The organism is Nocardia sp. NPDC051833, from assembly GCF_040681225.1.
Lineage (GTDB): Bacteria > Actinomycetota > Actinomycetes > Mycobacteriales > Mycobacteriaceae > Nocardia.
The window spans coordinates 1-18,209 of record NZ_JBFAYK010000005.1 but is presented as its reverse complement, the minus strand read 5'-3'; the positions used below and the strand labels follow the sequence as shown (position 1 = coordinate 18,209).

Below are 18,209 nucleotides of genomic sequence, written 5' to 3'. Positions count from 1 at the left end.
CGCGTGGCGGGGTCAGGCCCGCGCTGCCCGCAGCGAGTACAGCAGCGGCACTCGTGGCATGCCCGCCGGTGCCCGGTAGCCGCGCTCGTCCTGTTCGAGGAAGGCGAAGCGGGGGGAGACGGTGAAATCGTGCTCGCGCAGAGACTCCACCCGCAGCCCGGCGGCGGCCACGGCCGAGACGACCTCGCCGAGGCCGTGCCGCCAGCCGACGGTCACATCGGCGGTGGTCACCGCGTCGGGGGCGGCGTAGCTGCCCGGGACCAGTTCGACGACCGGCGCCGGGTCGAAGTAGTCGTCGATCACGGTGCGGCCGTCGTCGGGGCTGAGCAGGTCACCGACCGGATGGAATTCGCTGAGGTAGAGGAATCCGCCGGGCGCCACCAGGGCCGCGACCGTCTCGGCCCAGCGGCGCAGGTCGGGCAGCCAGCACAGCGCGCCGAGGCCGGTGTAGACGATGTCGTAGGTGCGGTGGGCCAGCGCGTCGACCGCGTCGTACACCTCCGCCTCCACGAATTCGGCGTCGTCGGCGCCGATCCGCGCGGCCAGCGCACGCGCGGCCGCGATCGCGGGCGCCGAGAAATCCAGACCGGTCACGACGGCGCCGCGCCGGGCCCAGCCCAGGGTGTCGGTGCCGATATGACATTGCAGGTGCAGCAGCCGCTTGCCGCGCACCGCACCGATCTCGCGGATCTCGAAGTCGCGCAGGTGTTCCCGGCCCGCGACGAAGCCATCGAGGTCGTAGAGGTCCGAGCGGACGTGGATCGGGGCGCGTTCGTCCCAGTGCGCGCGGTTGAGCCGGACCCAGTCGTCGGCGGCGCCCGGCGGCGGTTCAGCTGTCATAGCGGCGATCTCGGTGTTTCGCCGAGCGCCGGTAGGTGCGGCCGCTGGGCACGGCGGTGGCGGCGGACGAGCTGCGCAGCGCGTGCCGACGTCGCCAGGCGGCGAGATCGGGCCGCTCGGCGGGTTGTTCGGTGCTGGTGTTCTCGGTGGCGCGCACGGCCAGGTCCTCCCCCGGTGCAATTGCTGACCGGTCGACGGTAGGTGGACCGGCACCGTGCGCGCCACCGGTTTTCCGTGGGATCACCGCGCGCCGGTCCGGACCGCGACCAGGAGGTGGGCCAGGGTGAGCAGCAGGTCGCTGTCGGCGAGGACGGCGGGAGCGCCGTCGATCGACCGGCCGCGCAACGTCTGCCGCAGGATCGCGCTCGCGGTGGTGCCGAGCGAGCCGTCCGGCTCGGGGAACACCGCGGTGGGCAGATGGTCGGTCGAGGCGATCAGGGTCACCCGTTCCGCACCGCCCGCGCCCCGCCAGTCCCAGCTCAGCCACGTCCAGCGCAGGGCACCGCGGTCGTCGACGACGGTGCGCATCCGCCCGACGACGCCCGCGCCGAGCTCGAAGTACGAGGGCGGACCGAGGCGCGGTTCGGCCAGCCGGTAGCGCGCGAACTCCGGATACCGGTCGAGGCCGTCGCCGTTCCCGGCACCGAGCACATCCACCGCCACCCGGCGCTTGCGCCCGGCGGCGTCCCGGTCCGGATCGATCTCCTCGGCCTCCAGCAAGCTCCGGGTACCGAACCGCGCGTCTTCGAAATAGCTTGCTGTCCAGGGATATCGGTGACTTTCGAGCACATGCCAACCGGGCACGACGACCCCCTCGCCCGCGACGACACCGGTCACCGTGGTGGCCTCCGGGATCCCGTCCCGCGGCACCGGGATCCACGCCGAGACCGCGGCGGCGACCAGAACCACACCGGCGCCGGGTATCCCGAGTCGAGCCACGCGCCGACGGGGTCCACCGCCGGTGTGCGCGTCCGGCCGTTCACCACGGCCCAGCACATCCACCGCCAGGCCGTCGACCGGCCGATCAATGCTCGCCCCGCACACGCCGCCGACCGGCGAGACCGAGCGACCGACGACCACCGCCACCGCGCACCCGGCGAGCAGCACCAGAACCCCGCCCTTGCCCAGGAGCACCAGCCCGGCCCCGTACACCGGCGGCAACAGCGCGAGCAGCATCGCCCAGACCGGCCAGAACCGGACGACCGACCGCACCCCGGACACCACCACGGTCGCGCTGATCGCGAAGACCCAGGCCGCCAACAGGTCCAGGCGCAACGGCAGGTACTCCGCCCCCAGCCGCACCGTCAGCACACCGAGCAGGCCGACGGCGGCGATCAGGCCCGTCAGCCCGATGGCCATGTCGGTGACCGGATCCCGGGACAGCGCGGGCCCGCGCCGCATCGCGATGCCGAGCGTGGCCGCGGCAACCAGTACGCACAGCGCGGCACCGAACCCCGCGTACCCGCTGTCGACGGGCATACCGACCTCGCGCCAGGTCCGCTGGAACGCCAACCCGGTCGCCACGGCGACGAACAACCAGGCCACCGGCCGAGGGACGAGAACAGCCGAGCCTGTCCGGCGCCGAGCACCCGAGCCCCCGAGCGCCGGACCGGCGATCGACGTGGCTGGCGCGGACATGGTGGCTCCGGTCTGTCGAGACAGCGAGATCCCGGTCGGCTCAGTACCGGACGGGCTCCCAGGTGGACACCGCCCAGAGGACGGCCAGATCGAGCAGGATCACCACCACCGACCACCACGGGTAGTACGGCAGCGACGCGAAATTCGCGATGATCGACACCCCGGCCAGCCCGGCCGCGACCAGCAGTGCCCAGCGCGCGGCCAGGATCATGCCGAGCGCGACCGCGACCCCGAACACCCCGATCAGCAGATGCAGCCACCCCCACGTGGTGATGTCCAGCTCGAACGTGTACGGCCGTGTGCCGTCGAAGATCTCGGCACCGGCCACGCACGCGATGCCGCGCAGGATCTCCAGAATGCTCGCGACCAGCAGCAGGGCGACACCGAGCATGGTGATTCCGGCCGCGACGCCCTGGGTCACCGGACGCGGGGGCGGCGCCACCATCGTCGTCGTCACGGCGCCTTCGCTTCCGGCTCCGCCTCCGCTTCCGCTTCTTCCGGCACCGGTTTCGGCAGCGGCGCGCCGATCAGCACGTCGGCCCACCGGGTCGACGGGTCGATATCGAGCAACAGCGCCTTGACCAGCAGGGTCAGCGGGATGGCGAGCAGGGCCCCGAGCGCGCCGATCACCCACGCCCAGAACACCAGCGACAGGAAGGTGATGGTCACGCTCAAACCGACCGCGTCACCGACGAATTTGGGCTGGATGATCGACTGGATCACGAAGTTGATCACCGAATAGACCACGATCACCCAGATCATCAGCACCGGGCCGCTGTCGAGCAGCGCCAGCAGCGCGGGCGGGATGACCCCGATGACGAAGCCGATGTTCGGGATGTAGTTGGTGATGAACGACAGCAGCGCCCACAGGATCGGCAGCGGCACGCCCATCAACCACAGTGCGCCACCGTCGATCACCGCCACGATCGCGCCGAACACGGTGGACACGACGAGGTATTTGCGGGTGCCCTCGGTGAACGACAGCAGCGCGCTCGCGATGGCGGGCCGCTGCTTCTGCACCACGGCCATCCGCTTGTCCATCGTCATCCCGTCGACGGCCATGAACAGCAGCAGGGCGAGGACGAAGAACAGATTCGAGAAGACCCCGAGCACGCCGCCGAGCAGTTCCTCGACGACCCCGGCGATCTTGCCGACGTCGATCCCGTCGAGCACCTTGTGGACCTGCTCGGAGCTGATGCCCAGGTCCGCCAGCAGCCCGCGGACGTTGTCGAGCAGCGAGTTCAGCTTGTCGCCGTATTCCGGGAGCAGCGAGGCCAGCTGCCACGCCGACACCACCAGCGCCAGGCCGATCCCGAGCAGGATCCCCACCACCGCGAGCAGGGCGATGATCATCCCCACCCACGTCGGCCACCCGCGCCGCTGCGCCCACCCCTGCAACGGCTGCACCGCGATGGTGAGCATGAGGGCGAGGAAGACCGGTCCGACGATGCCCGAGAAGACTTTCAGACCCGCGATCGCGACGACGCCGGCGGCCAGCGACAGCAGCACGATCAGTCCGCGGGGAATCGACCAGGACGGCGCCACGGCACCCGTGCTCGGCTCGGACATCGACACTCCCTCGGTCTGGTGAACACCGCCGGAGAAGACTTCGCGCAGTGTCGCACAGTCCTCCGGGACCGACGCTAGGGAGCGAACGGGCCGCGCACATCGCCCGTTCTGGGTGAAGTGTGGCTAGGCCGTCTTCATCTGCGGGCCCGGCGGCGGCGCGGTCGTGCGCCTGCCGAGCCTGCCGATCGCCCAGAAAGCCAGCTCCACCACCCAGAACAGCCACAGCGCCACGGTCACCACGACCACCGGCACCGCCAGGAACAGCAGCGACGGCACCGCGATGACGATCCAGCGCGCGATGTCACCGGGTGTCGCGCCGCGCAGGTGACTGCCCAGACGCACTGCGGCCCACATCATCCAGCGGCGCGGCGTCGAGACCGCGAACTCGTGCAGGCAGCGGCGGAAGATGCCGTCGGCGTCGGCACGGCTGACCGTGCCGGTGCGGCACAGGTAGTCGTGCAGGATCGCGGCCCTGGTGTAGGCGCCGTAGCGCGGGATCAGCCAGACCAGTGCCCGTGGCACCGAGGCGAAATCGGTGCGGAAGCCGGCCGGGACCGTGAAGGTCTGTACCGCACCCTGATACGTGAGCGGCTCGATCAGCCGCCAGAATGTCGCGTCCAGCTCTTCGACGACCGGACCGCCTCCGATGAACCCCACGACCCACTCCTCCCGAGCCGTCCACCTGCCGATATCGGCGATGGTAGCGCCGACCGGGGGCGCGGGACGCGCTCAGACGCGCGGTTGCGGACTCGAATCGAAATCGCCGCTGGGACGATATTCCTCGGCCTGCCCGGCCACCGGATAGTCGTCGAATTCGGCCGGTCGCAGGTCGCCGAGCAGGCCCGCCGAGCCCGAACCGAGATCGGTGCGCGGATGCAGCGCGGCCAGGAACAGCAGCACGAGCGCGGCGAGGAAGGGCTGCACCAGCAGCGCGAGGTCGGTGCCGACTTCCGCGGGGAGCGCGATGATCTGGCCGATCGCGGGATCGTGCGGACGCGGATGCCGCTGTTCGGCGACCGCCTCGCCGAGCCACATCATCACCGCCGCACCGAGTCCCGAGGCCAGCAGGATCCCCACCACCAGCGCGGGACCGCGCACGCTGCGCACCCGCCACGCGGCGATCGTGGTCAGCACCGCGACCACCGCGCCCAGGCACAGGAACATCCCGACCGCGTCGAACAGGTGCAGGCTCTCGCCGGTGAGGACGGCGGCGCGCCCGGGCTGGGTCACCCGCAGTCGTTCGGTCGGCGCGAGCAGACCCCACGCCACCCCGGCCGCCGCGCTCGCCACGAGCACGACGACCGCGACGACGCCGACGCCGATCACCTCACGGCGCAGGACCTCAGGGCGCGGCGCGGCGCCGACCTCGGCGACCACTACCGGCGTTCCAGCTGCGCCGATTCGATGACCCCGTGCCGGGAGCACTTGGCCCACCAGCCGTCCGGGCTCACCTGCACGATCATCCGGCGGCCGCACTGCTCGCAGAACCGCGGCGGCTCGAGCCCGAGCGCGGCGGCCGCGGGCATCGCGTCGTCGAGCCCCGGCACGATCCGCTTGCCGGTGAACGGGTTGTAGCGCTCGTCCATATCAGTCACCCTACTGCGCCCGCGTCTCAGAGGGTTTCGTTGAGCGCCTTGATCGGCATCTTCAGCTCACCCAGCAGATCGAGATCCGATTCGGCGGGACGGCCGAGGGTGGTCAGGTAGTTGCCGACGATGACGGCGTTGATGCCACCGAGCATGCCCTGCTTGGCGCCCAGGTCACCGAGGGTGATCTCGCGGCCGCCGGCGAAACGCAGGATGGTGCGCGGCAGCGCAAGGCGGAACGCGGCGATGGCGCGCAGCGCGTCGGCCGCGGGCAGCACCTCGAGGTCGCCGAAGGGGGTGCCGGGGCGCGGGTTGAGGAAGTTCAGCGGCACCTCGTCGGGCTCGAGCGAGGCCAGCTGCGCGGCGAACTCGGCGCGCTGCTCGATGGTCTCGCCCATGCCGAGGATGCCACCGCAGCAGACCTCCATGCCCGCTTCGCGGACCATGCGCAGGGTGTCCCAGCGCTCCTCGTAGGTGTGCGTGGTGACCACCTTCGGGAAGTGCGACTTGGCGGTCTCGAGGTTGTGGTTGTAGCGGTGCACGCCCATCGCGGCGAGCTGGTCGACCTGCTCCTGGTTCAGCATGCCCAGCGAGCAGGCGACCTGGATGTCGACCTCGTTGCGGATCGCCTCGACGCCCGCGGCGACCTGCGCCATCAGCCGCTCGTCCGGGCCACGGACCGCGGCGACGATGCAGAACTCGGTGGCACCGGTCTTGGCGGTCTGCTTGGCCGCCTCGACCAGGCTGGGGATGTCGAGCCAGGCCGCGCGCACGGGCGACTGGAACAGGCCCGACTGCGAGCAGAAGTGGCAGTCCTCGGGGCAGCCGCCGGTCTTGAGGCTGATGATGCCCTCGACCTCGACCTCCGGGCCGCACCACTTCATCCGCACCTCGTGGGCGAGTTCGAGCAGCGCTTCCAGGCGGTCGTCGCCCAGGCGCAGGACCTCGACGGTCTGCGCCTCGGTGAGGCCTTCACCGCGCTCGAGCACCTGCTCACGGGCGATGGCCAGAATGTCGGTCTGGACGGGTGCCTGTGTCACGACGTGATGTCCCTTCGACGGGGTTCGCGCACGAGCACGGGTGTGATCCACCCGGCGTGGCCGTGCAACTTGAACGGTGTTCAGGCTAGGGTAGCGGGTGCGAGTGAGACACGACACTCGGGTCGGTGAATCTCTGGGGAAGGACACGCGTGCAACTGCGGAAGACGGATGTGGTCGATGCCGCCGTCGCGATTCTGGACCAGTACGGTCTCGGCGACCTGACGATGCGACGGCTGGCCGGATCGCTGCAGGTCCAGCCCGGTGCGCTGTACTGGCACGTGAAGGACAAGCAGTCGCTGCTCGGCGCCGTCGCCGACCGGATCCTGGCGCCGATGGACGAGCCGATCACCGCCGTCGACTGGCCCGAGCAGCTCACCGAACTCGCCCACCGGCTGCGCGACTGCCTGCTGGCCTACCGCGACGGCGCCGAACTGGTCTCGGCCACCTACGCCTCGCGGCTGACCACCAGCAAGGCCCGCGAACGCCTCGCCGGCATCGTCATCCGCGCCGGAATGACCAGGGAGGAAGCCGAACTCACGGCCTACACCCTGCTCTACTACGTGCTCGGCCAGACCGTGGACGAGCAGTCCCGCATGCAGATGGATTCGGTGGGCGCGCTCACCGACGACGCCTCCCCCCTGCACGACACCCCCGACCCGACCGCGCGTTTCGACTTCGGCCTGCAGTTGTTCATCGCGGGCGTGCGCACCATCCTGGGCACCCGCGTCCGCTGAGGCGGCGGGGTCAGCGCGCGTCGTAGCGCTGCGCGTAGCGGGTCGGCGGTTCGCCGAAGATCCGGCGGAAATCCCGGCTGAGGTGGGCCTGATCGGCGTATCCCAGCTCGGCGGCGGTCCCGGCCCAGTCGATCTCGGTCCCGCCCGCGAGCCGCTCGGTGATCTCGTGCAGGCGATAGCGGCGCACCACCCATTTCGGGCCGAGTCCGACGTACTCGGCGAACAGCCGCTGGAGCCCGCGCACGCTCAGCCCGAATCGGTCCGCGATCGTCTCCACCCTGGTCACCTCGATGTCCTGGGCGATCGCGGCGACGACCCGGGCGGCGAGGTCGGCCCGCGGGTCCGGGCCGGGCAGGTGCGCGCGGAGGAAGCGCTCGACCGTGTCGACGTCGGCGATTGTGGGCAGCGCCGCGCCGAATACCGCTGTTGCATCAATCGTCCGGTCCCGCAGCCGCGCTACCGGGCCGCCGAGGAACGGACGGAACATGCCGGGCCGGAACGCGACGCCGAACACCGAACCGGTCCCCGACAACTCGCGGTACACGTGCGCGGACGACGGCCCGTGCACCTCGGCCCGCCCGTCCCGGAAGCTCAGGTGGACATTCGGCAGCGGCACCACCAACTGCCGATACGGCCGCTCGTATTCCCAGGTCACCGACCAATACCGCGCGACATAGCGCGCCGGCTCCCCCGACGGTTCGGCGAACGTGTGCCGTTGCGCCGCGCGCCAGGCACCGCCGAGTTCCCGCGGGTCGCGCTCCACGCGGCGAGTGTATGTCGCGTTTGTTCAAGACAGCGCGAGGGCGAGGGTGGTTACCTCGCTGTATGTCCGAAACCGAACGCGTCGCCCGCGCCGCCGAACCACTCTCGAAGCTCCTGCGCACCCTCACGCCGGACCAGCTCACCGCCCCGACGCCCTGCGCCGAGTTCGATGTCCGCGCCCTGCTGAACCATCTGCTGTTCTGGGGTCCGTCGCTGATCGGCGCGGCACGCAAGGAGTCGGTCGGCCCGGCCGCGGCCGCCGAATCCGACGTCGACCTCACCGCGGGCGACTGGCCCGCCGCCCTCGACACCCAGCTCGCCGATCTCGCCACCGCCTGGCGCGACCCCGAGGCGTGGCAGGGCAGCACCCACATGGGCGGGCCGACGGAACTGCCCGCGGCGCTGGTCGGCGGCATGGTCGTCGGCGAACTGATCGTCCACGGCTGGGACCTGGCCCACGCCCTCGGCACCACGGCCGACTGGGACGACGACCTGCTCCGCTACGCCTTCGAGGAGACCACCGCCACCGCCGACCAAGGCCGCGCGATGGGCATCTACGGCCCCGAGATCCCCATCGCCGCCGACGCTCCCCTCCTCGACCGCATCCTCGGCCTCACCGGCCGCGATCCCGCCGGGAGATAGACCCCCGTCGCTGCGGCCCGAACAGCTATGGGCCGCAGCATCACTCGTCGCTCACCATCCGCGGCCGCACCCGGCCCGGGAACCAGCGGTAGATCGCCACGGTGCCCAGGCCGACGCCGACCGCGAGCAGCGCACCGGCGGCGGCCAGGCCCGCGGCCGCACCGACCAGCCCGACCGAGACCGGGCCCGCGAACATCCCCACATCGTGGGTCAGCCGCCACGCGCCGAGGAATTCCGCGCGGCGGTCCTCCGGCGCGGCGAAGGCGCCGACGGTCATGATCAAGCCGTTGCTCAGGCCGTTGGCCAGCCCGAGCAGCATGGTCGCGGCGCCCATGGTGAGCGCCGAATGAGTGAACGGCAGCGCCGCGTACCCCGCCGCGAAGCAGATGCCGCAGGCGATGCCCGTGACCCGGCTGCCCGCCCGGTCCAGCCAGACCCCGGCCGGGTACGACATGAGCACGTCGATCGCACCGGCCAGCCCGAACAGCAGACTGGTGGTCGCGGCATCGATGCCCAGGTGCGCCGCCCACAGCGGCAGCAGCGCGGTGCGCGAGGCCCGCGCCGCGCCGACCGCGACCGAGGCGAGCCCGAGAGTGCCCAGGGCCCTGCGATTCTCGGAGAGCACCGTGTGCAGCGGCCGCAGCGCCGCCACGTCGTCGACATCGGCGGCGCGGATGGTCACCATCGCCGCGCTGGCCAGCAGCGTGGTGACCAGTTGCAGCCACAGCGCGCCGACCGGCCCGAACCCGTGCACCAGCGCGGCGCCGAGGAACGGCCCGCAGAAGAACCCGAGCCGGTGCGCGCCCGCCAGCGTCGACATGGCCCGCCCCCGCTGATCGGGCGCCACCACCGAGACCAGATAGGTCTGCCGCGCCAGCCCCCACACCGCGCCCGCCGCGCCGTTGAACAGCAGACCCACCGCCAGCACAGCGAGATTCGGCGCGAGGATCGCCGCCAGCACCCCGACCATGCCGAGCACACTGCCGACCCCGATCGCCGCCCGCTCCCCGATCCGCGCGACGATCCGCCCCGCGGGCAGATCCGTCAGCACCATCCCGAGCCCACTCAACGCGACGATCAGCCCCGCCGCGCCCGCCGACGCCCCGAGGTCCAGCGCCCGCAGCGCGTACATCGGCGCGGCCGCCCCCGCGCCGACGCCGTACAGCGCCATCGGCGCGAACACCGGCCACACCAGCGACCGCAACCGCACCGAATCGTCGACTACTCCGGCGCTCACCGAGACCCGGCCGTCCGCCGGAGTGAGCCACGACGCGCGCTCACGGCATCACGGCTTCCGGCCCAGCGGTACAACAGTTCTCGTCGTCGATCCGGTTCATCCGACGCTGACGGGTTCCGGCGCGAACCGCCCGCGCGGCCGGGCCAGCCCGAAGTGATCGCGCAGCGTGGTGCCCGTGTACTCGGTGCGGAACAGCCCCCGCTCCTGCAGGATCGGCACCACCGTCTCGGCGAACACCTCCAGCCCACCGGGGTAGTACGGCGGCATCACATTGAAGCCGTCGGCCGCGCCCTGGGTGAACCATTCCTCGATGGTGTCGGCGACCTGCTCCGGCGTCCCGGCGAACACCCGGTGCCCGCGCGCGCCCGCGAGCCGGTGCAGCAGCCCGCGCAGGGTCGGCCGCTCCCGCTCGACGATGCCCGCCACCACCTGCAACCGGCTGCGCGCGTTGTCGGTGACATCGCCTGCCCCGGCGAACGTCTCGACCGGCACCGGCTCGTCCAGCGCGAGGGCGCGCAACGAGGTCCCGGTGAGGGATTCCAGCTGCTTGATCCCGTATTCGGGCACGGTGAGCTCGTTGAACTCGCGCTCCAACCGCAGTGCGGCGGCCTCGGTGTCGGCGATGAACGGGCTGATCCCCGGCAGGATCTTCACCTCGCTCGCGTCACGCCCGAACTCGGCCGCCTTGGCCTTGATGTCGGCGTAGAAGGCCTGCGCGTCCGACAGCCGCTGGTGCGCGGTGAAGATGGCCTCGGCGTACTTGCCCGCGAAGGCCCGGCCCTCGTTCGACGCGCCCGCCTGCACCAGCACCGGATGCCCCTGCGGCGTGCGCGCGGCGTTGAACGGCCCACGCACGCTGAGGTGTTCACCGATGAAGTCGATCGGATGGATCTTGTCCGGGTCGGCGTAGACGCCCGCGGCCCGGTCGAGCAGGATCGCGTCGTCCTCCCAGCTGTCCCACAGCGCAACCACCGCGTCGACGAATTCCCTTGCGCGGGCGTAGCGTTCGGCGTGGTCGGGATGCCGGTCCAGGCCGAAATTGGCCGCGGCCAGATCGGTGCCGGTGGTGACGATGTTCCAGCCCGCCCGGCCGCCGGAGATGTGGTCGAGCGAGGAGAACAGCCGCGCCAGGTTGTAGGGCTCGTAGTAGGTGGTCGACGCGGTGGCGATCAGGCCCAGATGCGTTGTCGCCGCGGCGATCGCGGTGAGCAGCGTGATCGGCTCCAGCCCCGGCGCGGCGTTGTGCCGCACATCGGTGCGCAGCGCGGGCCCGTCGGCGAAGAACACCGCGTCCAGCTTGGCCGCCTCGGCGGTGCGCCCGATCTCCTGGTAGTAGGTGACGTCGTAGATCCGGTCGGGCCTGCTGTCGGGATGCCGCCAGGCCGCCTCGTGATGCCCCGACGGGTAGATGAACGCGTTGAGACTCAGTTGCCGTGGTGCGCTCATGACGCTTGTTTCACTTCCTCGATATCGGTGGTGTCGACGCCGAGCCCGGCCAGCAGGACCTCGCGCAGCCGGATGAACTCCGGATGCGCGTGCCTGCGCGGGCGCGGCGTGTCGATGCGCTGGTCGATCGCGATCCGGCCCTCGTCCAGGACCAGCACGCGGTCGGCGAGCAGTACGGCCTCGTCCACGTCGTGGGTCACCAGCAGCACGGCGGGCCGATGCCGCTCGCACAGGGCCTGCAACAGCGCGTGCATCCGAATCCGGGTGAGCGCGTCGAGCGCGCCGAACGGTTCGTCGGCCAGCAGCAGCTCGGGCTCGCGCACCAGCGACCTGGCCAGCGCCACCCGCTGCTGCTCCCCACCGGAAAGCTCACGCGGCCAAGCATTCTCGCGTCCGGCCAGGCCGACCTCGGCGAGCGCCGCGCGCCCGCGCCCGGCCGCGTCGCGCCCGGTGAGGCCGAGCACCACGTTGTCGAGCACCCGGGCCCACGGCAGCAGCCGCGAATCCTGGAACACCACGGCGCGCTGAGTCGGCACCGTGAGTTCGCCGGAGCCGGGGACGTCGGCGTCGAGTTCGGCCAGCGCCCGCAGCAGCGTGCTCTTGCCCGAACCACTGCGGCCGAGCAGCGCGACGAACTCGCCGCGCCGGATCTCGATGTCGATGCCGTTCAGCACGATCCGCTCGCCGAAGCCGCGGGTGAGCGCGCGGGTGCGCACCACGCTGCGGTCCTCGTCGGTCAGTCGCCCAGTGTCTGTCGCCATGCCAGCGCCTTCCCTTCCGCCGCCCGCACGGCGAGGTCGCCGAAGAGCCCGAGGAGTCCGTAGATCACCAGACCGACGACGATGACGTCGATCTGTCCGTAGGTGCGCGCCTGCGTCATCAGGTAGCCGATGCCGCTGGTCGCGTTGACCTGCTCGACCACGACCAGCGCCAGCCAGGAGATGGTCACCGCCAGTCGCAGTCCGAGGAAGAAGCCCGGCAGCGAGCCCGGCAGCGCGATCCGCCGCAGGAACCCCCACCGCGACAGCCCGACGGTCTCGGCGAGCTCCACGTAGCGGGCGTCGACGCTGCGCAGGTAGGCGTGGGTGTTGATGTAGACCGGGATCAGCACGCTGGTCGTGATGACGATCAGCTTCATCTCCTCGCCGATGCCGAACCACACGATGAACAGCGGGATCAGCGCCAGCGTCGGGATGGCCCGCTTGATCTGCACCGGCCCGTCGACGATCGCCTCACCGATCCGGCTCAGGCCCGCCACCAGCGCCAGCACGACACCGATCAGCACACCGAGCCCGAGCCCGAGCGCGGCGCGCTGCAGCGAGGTCAGCAGGTTCGACTGCAGCCGGCCGTCGGCGATCAGGTCACCGGCGGTCTGCGCGACGGTCCACGGCGCGGGCAGGGTGTCCGGGTCGATCGCGCCGGTGGCCGAGCCGAGCACCCAGGCGCCGACGAGCAGCGCGGGACCGAGCGCGAAACCGAACGGGATGGGCTTGCCTGGTCCGAGCCTGCGGGTGCCCCGCCCGCGCGGCGCGAGTGCCGTGACCGGCGCCGGCGTGCTGCGAATCCGCCGCAGCACGCCGGCGTCGAGGGTGGCCATCAGCTCGCCGCCGGCGCGAACGCCGCCCCGCTGGCCGTGACCGCTTCGGTGACCGCCGCGTCGAACCGCAGATCGAAACCGTCGGCGGCATTGATCTTCTTCGGCAGCTCGCCGACGGCGTCGATCGCGTCGATGGTGGTCTGCTGCCGGGCGACCAGCTGCTGGTCCAGGTGCGGGAACGTGTAGGTGCCCAGCGATTCGACGATCCGCTTCGCGTCGTCGACGCTCACCTTCTGGCTGTCCACGTAGTACTTGGTCGCCCATTCCTCGCGGTGGGTGTTGGTCCACTGCCAGGCCCGCACGAACGCGCCGACGAGGGCGCGGGTGGCGGCGGCCTTGGCCGGGTCCTGGACCACCGCGCGACGGGCGTACAGGTAGGCCAGGCCGCTGTAGATCCCGGTCGTCTCCGAATCGGGGATCACCGAGGCGCCCTGGGTGCGCAGCAGCCGGGTCACGTTGGGCTCGATCAGCGGCGCGACGTCGACCTGACCGGTGCGCACGGCATCGAGGAACTCCGCGAGCTGCAGCCGGACCAGCTGCACGTCGGTGGGCTTCAGCCCCGCCTTGGTCAGCGCCTTGAGCACGGCCGCCTGCTGCGCGGTGCCCTCGGCGTAGGCGATCTTCTTGCCCTTCAGGTCGGTCAGCTTGCTGATCGACCGTCCCGGCGCGACAGCGAGTTTCAGCGCCTGCGGGTTGGTCTGATACGAGCCGATGATCGGCACGTCCTGCCCGGCGGCCAGCGCGTGGATCGGCGGCACGTCGCCCACCTGACCCACATCGGCCGCGCCGGCCCGGAAGGCCTCGAGAATGGCCGGGCCACCGACGAAGTTGGCGAATTCGATCTTGAACGGCAGCTTGTCCAGCTCACCGGACAGCCGCAGCGCGGACTGCAACCGCTCCTGCTGGTCGGCCACGACGAGCGTGGTGCCCGCGGGAACCTCGGTGGGCAGAGGCGCGTCCGGGGTGCCGACCGGTGCGTCGCTGCCGTTCGAGCATCCGCTCAGGCCGAGCGTCGCAACGGTGGCCACCGCGAGGAGCGCGGCGGTGGCGCGGCCTCGCAGGCCGGGCAGGAAGGTGTTCGGTCGGTGCATAGTGGGATTGAATCAATCCGCGGTTTTCCCGAACACCTTTAGCCTTACCGTGATCGGAACACCGGTGACACCGGCCGGTCCCCCGGCCGACCGCGGGCACCGAGTGCCAGGTTACAGTTCGATCGTCCTCCCCGGCGGGTGCGGGAATCCGGTGCAACTCCGGAACGGTCGCGCCACTGTGATCGCCTCGCGGCGAAAGTCAGACCTCCCTCGCCGGGCACCCTCTGAAAGGGCCGCGCCTTGCCTCTGGAGAACCCGCGATGATCCGTGCCCGGACATCGCTCGCCTTCCCGCTGCTCGGGGCGCTGTTGCTGGCCGCCATGATCGGCGCCACCGGCTTCGGCGCCGAGATCGTCCCCGTGTCCGCGGTGCTCGACACCCTCGGCGCCCGCCTGACCGGGGCCACCCCCACCGATCTCGGCATCGACACCATCGTCTGGCAGCTCCGGGTGCCCCGCACGGTCCTGGCCGCCGTGGTCGGCGCGGGTCTCGCGCTGGCGGGCGCGGCCATGCAGACGCTGGTGCGCAATCCCCTCGCCGACCCCTACCTGCTGGGCGTCTCCTCCGGCGCGGGCGTCGGCGCGGCCGCGGTGATCACCTCGGGGCTGTTCGCGGGCGCGGGCATCTGGGCCCTCTCGGGTGGCGCGCTGGCCGGCGCGTTCGGCGCGGCCACCCTCGTCTTCCTGGTGGCCTTCGCCCAGGGCGGTCTCACCCCGCTGCGCCTGGTCCTCACCGGCACCGTGCTCGGCTCCGCCTTCGCCGCGTTCAGCAGCTACCTGGTGTTCCGCAGCACCGATCCCGCCGCCGCGCAATCGGTCCTGTTCTGGCTGCTCGGCAGCCTCGCGGGGGCGGATTGGACCACCCTCGCGCTCCCGCTGGTCGTCGTGGTGGTCGCGGGTGCCGTCCTGCTGGCCATCGCCGGGTGGCTCGACGCCCTCACCCTCGGCGCGACCACCGCGTCGTCGATCGGTGTTCCGGTGAAGGAACTGCGCATCGGATTGTTCGTCCTGCTGGCGGTGCTCGTCGGGGTGCTGGTCGCGGTGTCGGGCGGGATCGGTTTCGTCGGGCTCGTCGTCCCCCACGCCGCGCGCCTGATCGTCGGCCCACGCCACCGCGCGCTGCTGCCCGCCTGCGCCCTGTGCGGCGCGCTGTTCCTCGTCGTCGCCGACGCCGCGACCCGGGTCCTGGTCCGCCCCACCGAGATCCCCGTCGGCGTCCTCACCGGCCTCATCGGCGCACCCACCTTCCTGCTCCTGATGGGCCGCCGCCGCTACCACTTCGGCGCCTCGTGACAACGCACGAACACGCTGCCCGCCCGGCACGGTCCGCCGACAGCGAGCCGAGCGGGCCCGCGGATCTCCGCGGCGCGACGCCTTCAGCGCAGCGGATCGATTCCGCCGGTGCCGATCACGACACCCCTCGGTCCGACGCGCACGTCACGGTGACCGGTCCCGGCACCGAGGCCAGTGCCCCCGTCGCCGCTCCGACCGCGACGGGCGATCCGGTCGACGCCCGGCCGGACGACGGCGAGCGCGACGGTGGTGACGCAGGCACGGGCGACACCACCCGCCCGAACTCCGCGCGGCCCGGAGCGATTCGGGCCGCCGAGCTGAGGTGTTCGATCGGCCGCCGAAACGTCCTCACCGCCGTGGAATTCTCGATCGAGCCCGGCGAGACCGTAGGCATCGTCGGCCCCAACGGCAGCGGCAAGACCACGCTGCTGCGAACCCTGGCCGGTCTCCGCAAACCCGCACGCGGCCGAGTGCTCGTCGACGGCCGTGCGCTGCACGATCTCCGACCGCGACACCGGGCCACCGCGGTGGCGTTGGTGGCCCAGGACGAGAGCCCGCCCGCCGATATGCTCGTCGGCGAAGTCGTCGCCCTCGGTCTCACCCCCTACCTGCCACCGTGGGGGCTCGGCACATCGGGCGAACGTCAGCAGGTGCTGGAAGCGCTGGCGGCAGTGGATCTTTCGGGTTTCGCCGATCGCCCGGTGCAGCAGTTGTCGGGTGGCGAGCGGCAACGAGTGCTGCTGGCCCGCGCCCTGCTCCAGAACACCCCGGTCCTGCTGCTGGACGAGCCGACCAACCACCTCGACATCACCCACCAGCTCGAGCTCCTCGACCTGGTGCGCGGACTGCGCCGCACCGTCATCGCCGCCCTGCACGATCTGTCGCTGGCCGACCGCTACTGCGATCGGATCATCGTGCTGCACAACGGCATCGCCCGACCGCCCGCGCCGCCCGCCGAGGCGCTGACCCACGCGGTCGTCGCCGAGGTGTTCGGCGTGGACGCCACCCGGGTCGCGCATCCGGTGACCGGCGAAGACCATCTGTTGATCACCCCGCGAAAGGCGCGCTGATGAAGAACACCGGCCGGATCCTGGCCACCACCGCACTCGCCGCCGTCCTGGCGGCCTGCACCGGCACCTCGGCGGACACGGCGTCCACCATCACGGTGCGCAACTGCGGCAAGGACACCCGCTTCCCCGCACCCGCGCAGCGGCTGTTCGTCAACGACGGCAACCTCGTTTCGATGATCCTGGCGCTCGGCGCCCAGGACCAGGTGACCGCGGTGTCGAGCATCCAGCGCGACGCCGACACCCTGCGCAGGCACTACGGCGCCGACGTCGTCGACGGGCTGAAGTCCGTCGCCCCCGAGTACCCGTCGCGCGAAACCGTCCTCGCCCAGCGCCCGGATGTCATGGTCGCGGGCTGGAGCTACGGCTACGACGAGGCGAGCAACCTCACCCCCGCGGCACTCCAGAAGGACGGCGTGGCCGCCTACGTCCTCACCGAGAGCTGCCGCCAGCAGGACGGCGCGGCCGCACGCGGCACCGTCGAACCCTGGACCGCGCTGCGCACCGACCTGACCGACCTGGGCGCCATCACCGGCCACCCCGACCGCGCCGCCGACGTCACCGCCGATCTCGACCGCAGGCTGGCCGCCCTCACCGCCGCCCCGAAGCCCGCGCAGGCCCCGACGGTCTTCCTCTTCGACAGCGGGACCGACACCATCTACTCCAGCGGCAAGTTCGGTGCGCCCCAGGCGATCCTCGAAGCGGCCGGCGCCCGCAACGTCCTCGACGACGTCGCCGACACCTGGACCAAGGTCTCGTGGGAGCGCCTGGCCGCCGCCGACCCGGACGCGATCATGTTCGTCGACTACCCCGGCCAGAGTTACGCGCAGAAGGTGGAGCTGCTGCGCGGCAAGCCGGGCATCAACGGGCTGCGCGCCGTCCGCGACAGCCGCTTCTTCAACCTGCCGTACGCGCTGTGGACCAGCGGCCCGCTCAATATCGACGCCGCCGAGCAGATCCGCAAGCAGCTCGAAGTCTGGAATCTCGCCCCCGCCTCGGGCATCGCACCCCGGGCCGACGACGCCGTGCGCTGAATCGACGCGCGTTCGGGCGCGGCCGATCAGCCGATCGCGCCGCGCTCGACCAGCGCGACCATCTTCGCGAGCGCCACTTCCCACGCCTCCTCGTTGTCGGCGAGCGTCATACCCGGCGGCACCCCCTCGTGCAGGACATCGAGATCGGTACCCCCGTCGGCGTCGGCCAGCGTGAAGGTGATGGTCTGCGCGCCCGCCATATCCGGAATCTCGGTCACGAACTCCAGCACCTCCATCACCCGCTCCTCCGGGACCAGGCTCAGGAATCGCCCGTAGTAGGCATGGTGCTGCTGCTCCGTCGTCCCCGCCGCGGTGAGCTCGTCCTGGGTGACGGTGATCGAGAAGACCCCGCCCTCCTCCGGCTCGAACCGGTGCACCTCACTGACCATGCCGTCGGGCACCATCCAGGCCCGGACCGCCTCGGGGTCGATCAGCAGCTGATACACACTTCCGCGGGGCGCATTGATGTGCGTGCCGATCCTCGTGGTCGCCATAGCTCCACGGTAGTCCCCTGACCCGGCGAAAGGCTTGTGGACGCGAACGCAAAAAGGCCCTCCAGCAATGCTGGAGGGCCTTTCGCAATGATGTTCCGGCGGTGTCCTACTCTCCCACACCCTGTCGAGTGCAGTACCAT

The 18,209-nt window shown here is 71.4% G+C and carries 21 protein-coding genes and 1 riboswitch; of the genes, 5 read left to right on the top strand and 16 right to left on the bottom strand.

Translation table 11 applies throughout. The features are described from left to right. Positions 1–12: 12 nt before the first annotated feature. The 9 genes from AB0L91_RS30850 to bioB form a co-directional block, all read right to left on the bottom strand. A complete protein-coding gene (locus AB0L91_RS30850) occupies positions 13–840 on the bottom strand; it encodes a class I SAM-dependent methyltransferase (protein WP_365016016.1) in 828 nt (275 codons plus the stop codon). Then, the gene (locus tag AB0L91_RS30845) at positions 830–997 is read right to left on the bottom strand and encodes a hypothetical protein (RefSeq protein ID WP_357350876.1); all 168 of its coding nucleotides are present in this window, start codon (positions 995–997) and stop codon (positions 830–832) included. The genes AB0L91_RS30850 and AB0L91_RS30845 overlap by 11 nt, the downstream gene beginning before the upstream one ends. 83 nt (positions 998–1,080) lie before the next feature. After that, positions 1,081–2,385, bottom strand: coding sequence for a hypothetical protein (locus AB0L91_RS30840; protein WP_365016014.1), 1,305 nt, complete (start codon positions 2,383–2,385; stop codon positions 1,081–1,083). Positions 2,386–2,518: 133 nt separating this feature from the next. Then, positions 2,519–2,935 (bottom strand): hypothetical protein, encoded by a 417-nt coding sequence (locus AB0L91_RS30835; RefSeq protein WP_365016013.1) that lies wholly within the window; start codon positions 2,933–2,935, stop codon positions 2,519–2,521. Further along, positions 2,932–4,047 carry an AI-2E family transporter gene (locus AB0L91_RS30830; RefSeq protein WP_365016011.1) on the bottom strand — a complete coding sequence of 372 codons (1,116 nt, stop codon included), beginning with the start codon at positions 4,045–4,047 and terminating at the stop codon, positions 2,932–2,934. The genes AB0L91_RS30835 and AB0L91_RS30830 overlap by 4 nt, the downstream gene beginning before the upstream one ends. Before the next feature lie 123 nt (positions 4,048–4,170). Next, a complete protein-coding gene (locus tag AB0L91_RS30825) occupies positions 4,171–4,704 on the bottom strand; it encodes a DUF1353 domain-containing protein (RefSeq protein ID WP_365016009.1) in 534 nt (177 codons plus the stop codon). Between the two features lie 72 nt (positions 4,705–4,776). Then, on the bottom strand, positions 4,777–5,424 hold the full coding sequence (locus AB0L91_RS30820; protein WP_365016007.1) for a DUF2567 domain-containing protein: 648 nt from the start codon (positions 5,422–5,424) through the stop codon (positions 4,777–4,779). Continuing rightward, positions 5,424–5,633 (bottom strand): hypothetical protein, encoded by a 210-nt coding sequence (locus AB0L91_RS30815; protein ID WP_189033945.1) that lies wholly within the window; start codon positions 5,631–5,633, stop codon positions 5,424–5,426. Before AB0L91_RS30815 ends, AB0L91_RS30820 begins: the two co-directional genes overlap by 1 nt. A 26-nt stretch (positions 5,634–5,659) precedes the next feature. Then, on the bottom strand, positions 5,660–6,673 hold the full coding sequence (bioB, locus tag AB0L91_RS30810) for a biotin synthase BioB (protein WP_019046302.1): 1,014 nt from the start codon (positions 6,671–6,673) through the stop codon (positions 5,660–5,662). A 149-nt stretch (positions 6,674–6,822) separates the two neighbouring features. On the opposite strand from bioB, the gene AB0L91_RS30805 reads away from it, so the two are divergent. Then, complete coding sequence (locus AB0L91_RS30805) at positions 6,823–7,407, top strand: TetR/AcrR family transcriptional regulator C-terminal domain-containing protein (protein ID WP_355283150.1); 585 nt, start codon at positions 6,823–6,825, stop codon at positions 7,405–7,407. Positions 7,408–7,417: 10 nt separating this feature from the next. Here the strand turns inward: AB0L91_RS30805 and AB0L91_RS30800 are convergent, their stop codons facing one another. Next, positions 7,418–8,170, bottom strand: coding sequence for a helix-turn-helix domain-containing protein (locus AB0L91_RS30800; protein ID WP_365016004.1), 753 nt, complete (start codon positions 8,168–8,170; stop codon positions 7,418–7,420). 62 nt (positions 8,171–8,232) lie between these two features. Here AB0L91_RS30800 and AB0L91_RS30795 point away from each other — a divergent pair, with 62 nt between their 5' ends. Continuing rightward, positions 8,233–8,811 carry a TIGR03086 family metal-binding protein gene (locus tag AB0L91_RS30795; protein WP_365016002.1) on the top strand — a complete coding sequence of 193 codons (579 nt, stop codon included), beginning with the start codon at positions 8,233–8,235 and terminating at the stop codon, positions 8,809–8,811. 40 nt (positions 8,812–8,851) lie between these two features. Here AB0L91_RS30795 and AB0L91_RS30790 read toward each other — a convergent pair whose 3' ends face one another. The 5 genes from AB0L91_RS30790 to AB0L91_RS30770 all read right to left on the bottom strand — a co-directional run bounded on the left by AB0L91_RS30790 (position 8,852) and on the right by AB0L91_RS30770 (position 14,182). Then, positions 8,852–10,048 (bottom strand): MFS transporter, encoded by a 1,197-nt coding sequence (locus AB0L91_RS30790; RefSeq protein WP_365016000.1) that lies wholly within the window; start codon positions 10,046–10,048, stop codon positions 8,852–8,854. Positions 10,049–10,144: 96 nt separating this feature from the next. Next, a complete protein-coding gene (locus AB0L91_RS30785; RefSeq protein WP_365015998.1) occupies positions 10,145–11,494 on the bottom strand; it encodes an LLM class flavin-dependent oxidoreductase in 1,350 nt (449 codons plus the stop codon). Further along, entirely contained in the window at positions 11,491–12,255 is a 765-nt protein-coding gene (locus tag AB0L91_RS30780; protein ID WP_365015996.1) for an ABC transporter ATP-binding protein, read from the bottom strand. Before AB0L91_RS30780 ends, AB0L91_RS30785 begins: the two co-directional genes overlap by 4 nt. Beyond that, on the bottom strand, positions 12,231–13,091 hold the full coding sequence (locus tag AB0L91_RS30775; protein WP_365015994.1) for an ABC transporter permease: 861 nt from the start codon (positions 13,089–13,091) through the stop codon (positions 12,231–12,233). Before AB0L91_RS30775 ends, AB0L91_RS30780 begins: the two co-directional genes overlap by 25 nt. Next, positions 13,091–14,182: an ABC transporter substrate-binding protein gene (locus AB0L91_RS30770; protein ID WP_365015993.1), complete on the bottom strand. Its 1,092-nt coding sequence runs from the start codon at positions 14,180–14,182 to the stop codon at positions 13,091–13,093. Before AB0L91_RS30770 ends, AB0L91_RS30775 begins: the two co-directional genes overlap by 1 nt. Before the next feature lie 142 nt (positions 14,183–14,324). Beyond that, a riboswitch (cobalamin riboswitch) is annotated at positions 14,325–14,388 on the top strand. A gap of 54 nt (positions 14,389–14,442) precedes the next feature. Between AB0L91_RS30770 and AB0L91_RS30765 the strand changes: the two genes are divergently transcribed. Genes AB0L91_RS30765 through AB0L91_RS30755 form a run of 3 tightly spaced genes read left to right on the top strand, consistent with a single transcriptional unit; the run spans position 14,443 to position 17,575 of the window. Next, the gene (locus AB0L91_RS30765) at positions 14,443–15,474 is read left to right on the top strand and encodes an iron ABC transporter permease (RefSeq protein ID WP_365015991.1); all 1,032 of its coding nucleotides are present in this window, start codon (positions 14,443–14,445) and stop codon (positions 15,472–15,474) included. Then, entirely contained in the window at positions 15,471–16,544 is a 1,074-nt protein-coding gene (locus tag AB0L91_RS30760) for an ABC transporter ATP-binding protein (RefSeq protein WP_365015989.1), read from the top strand. Before AB0L91_RS30765 ends, AB0L91_RS30760 begins: the two co-directional genes overlap by 4 nt. Then, positions 16,544–17,575 carry an ABC transporter substrate-binding protein gene (locus tag AB0L91_RS30755; RefSeq protein WP_365015987.1) on the top strand — a complete coding sequence of 344 codons (1,032 nt, stop codon included), beginning with the start codon at positions 16,544–16,546 and terminating at the stop codon, positions 17,573–17,575. Before AB0L91_RS30760 ends, AB0L91_RS30755 begins: the two co-directional genes overlap by 1 nt. Before the next feature lie 26 nt (positions 17,576–17,601). Here the strand turns inward: AB0L91_RS30755 and AB0L91_RS30750 are convergent, their stop codons facing one another. Beyond that, entirely contained in the window at positions 17,602–18,069 is a 468-nt protein-coding gene (locus tag AB0L91_RS30750) for an SRPBCC domain-containing protein (RefSeq protein WP_365015985.1), read from the bottom strand. Positions 18,070–18,209 lie beyond the last annotated feature (140 nt).

Coding starts and splice junctions, on each gene's coding strand:
- AB0L91_RS30850 (WP_365016016.1), bottom strand. CDS start 840: ATGACAGCTGAACCGCCGCCGGGCGCCGCCGACGACTGGGTCCGGCTC.
- AB0L91_RS30830 (WP_365016011.1), bottom strand. CDS start 4,047: ATGTCCGAGCCGAGCACGGGTGCCGTGGCGCCGTCCTGGTCGATTCCC.
- AB0L91_RS30815 (WP_189033945.1), bottom strand. CDS start 5,633: ATGGACGAGCGCTACAACCCGTTCACCGGCAAGCGGATCGTGCCGGGG.
- AB0L91_RS30795 (WP_365016002.1), top strand. CDS start 8,233: ATGTCCGAAACCGAACGCGTCGCCCGCGCCGCCGAACCACTCTCGAAG.
- AB0L91_RS30785 (WP_365015998.1), bottom strand. CDS start 11,494: ATGAGCGCACCACGGCAACTGAGTCTCAACGCGTTCATCTACCCGTCG.
- AB0L91_RS30780 (WP_365015996.1), bottom strand. CDS start 12,255: ATGGCGACAGACACTGGGCGACTGACCGACGAGGACCGCAGCGTGGTG.
- AB0L91_RS30775 (WP_365015994.1), bottom strand. CDS start 13,091: ATGGCCACCCTCGACGCCGGCGTGCTGCGGCGGATTCGCAGCACGCCG.
- AB0L91_RS30770 (WP_365015993.1), bottom strand. CDS start 14,182: ATGCACCGACCGAACACCTTCCTGCCCGGCCTGCGAGGCCGCGCCACC.
- AB0L91_RS30765 (WP_365015991.1), top strand. CDS start 14,443: ATGATCCGTGCCCGGACATCGCTCGCCTTCCCGCTGCTCGGGGCGCTG.
- AB0L91_RS30755 (WP_365015987.1), top strand. CDS start 16,544: ATGAAGAACACCGGCCGGATCCTGGCCACCACCGCACTCGCCGCCGTC.
- AB0L91_RS30750 (WP_365015985.1), bottom strand. CDS start 18,069: ATGGCGACCACGAGGATCGGCACGCACATCAATGCGCCCCGCGGAAGT.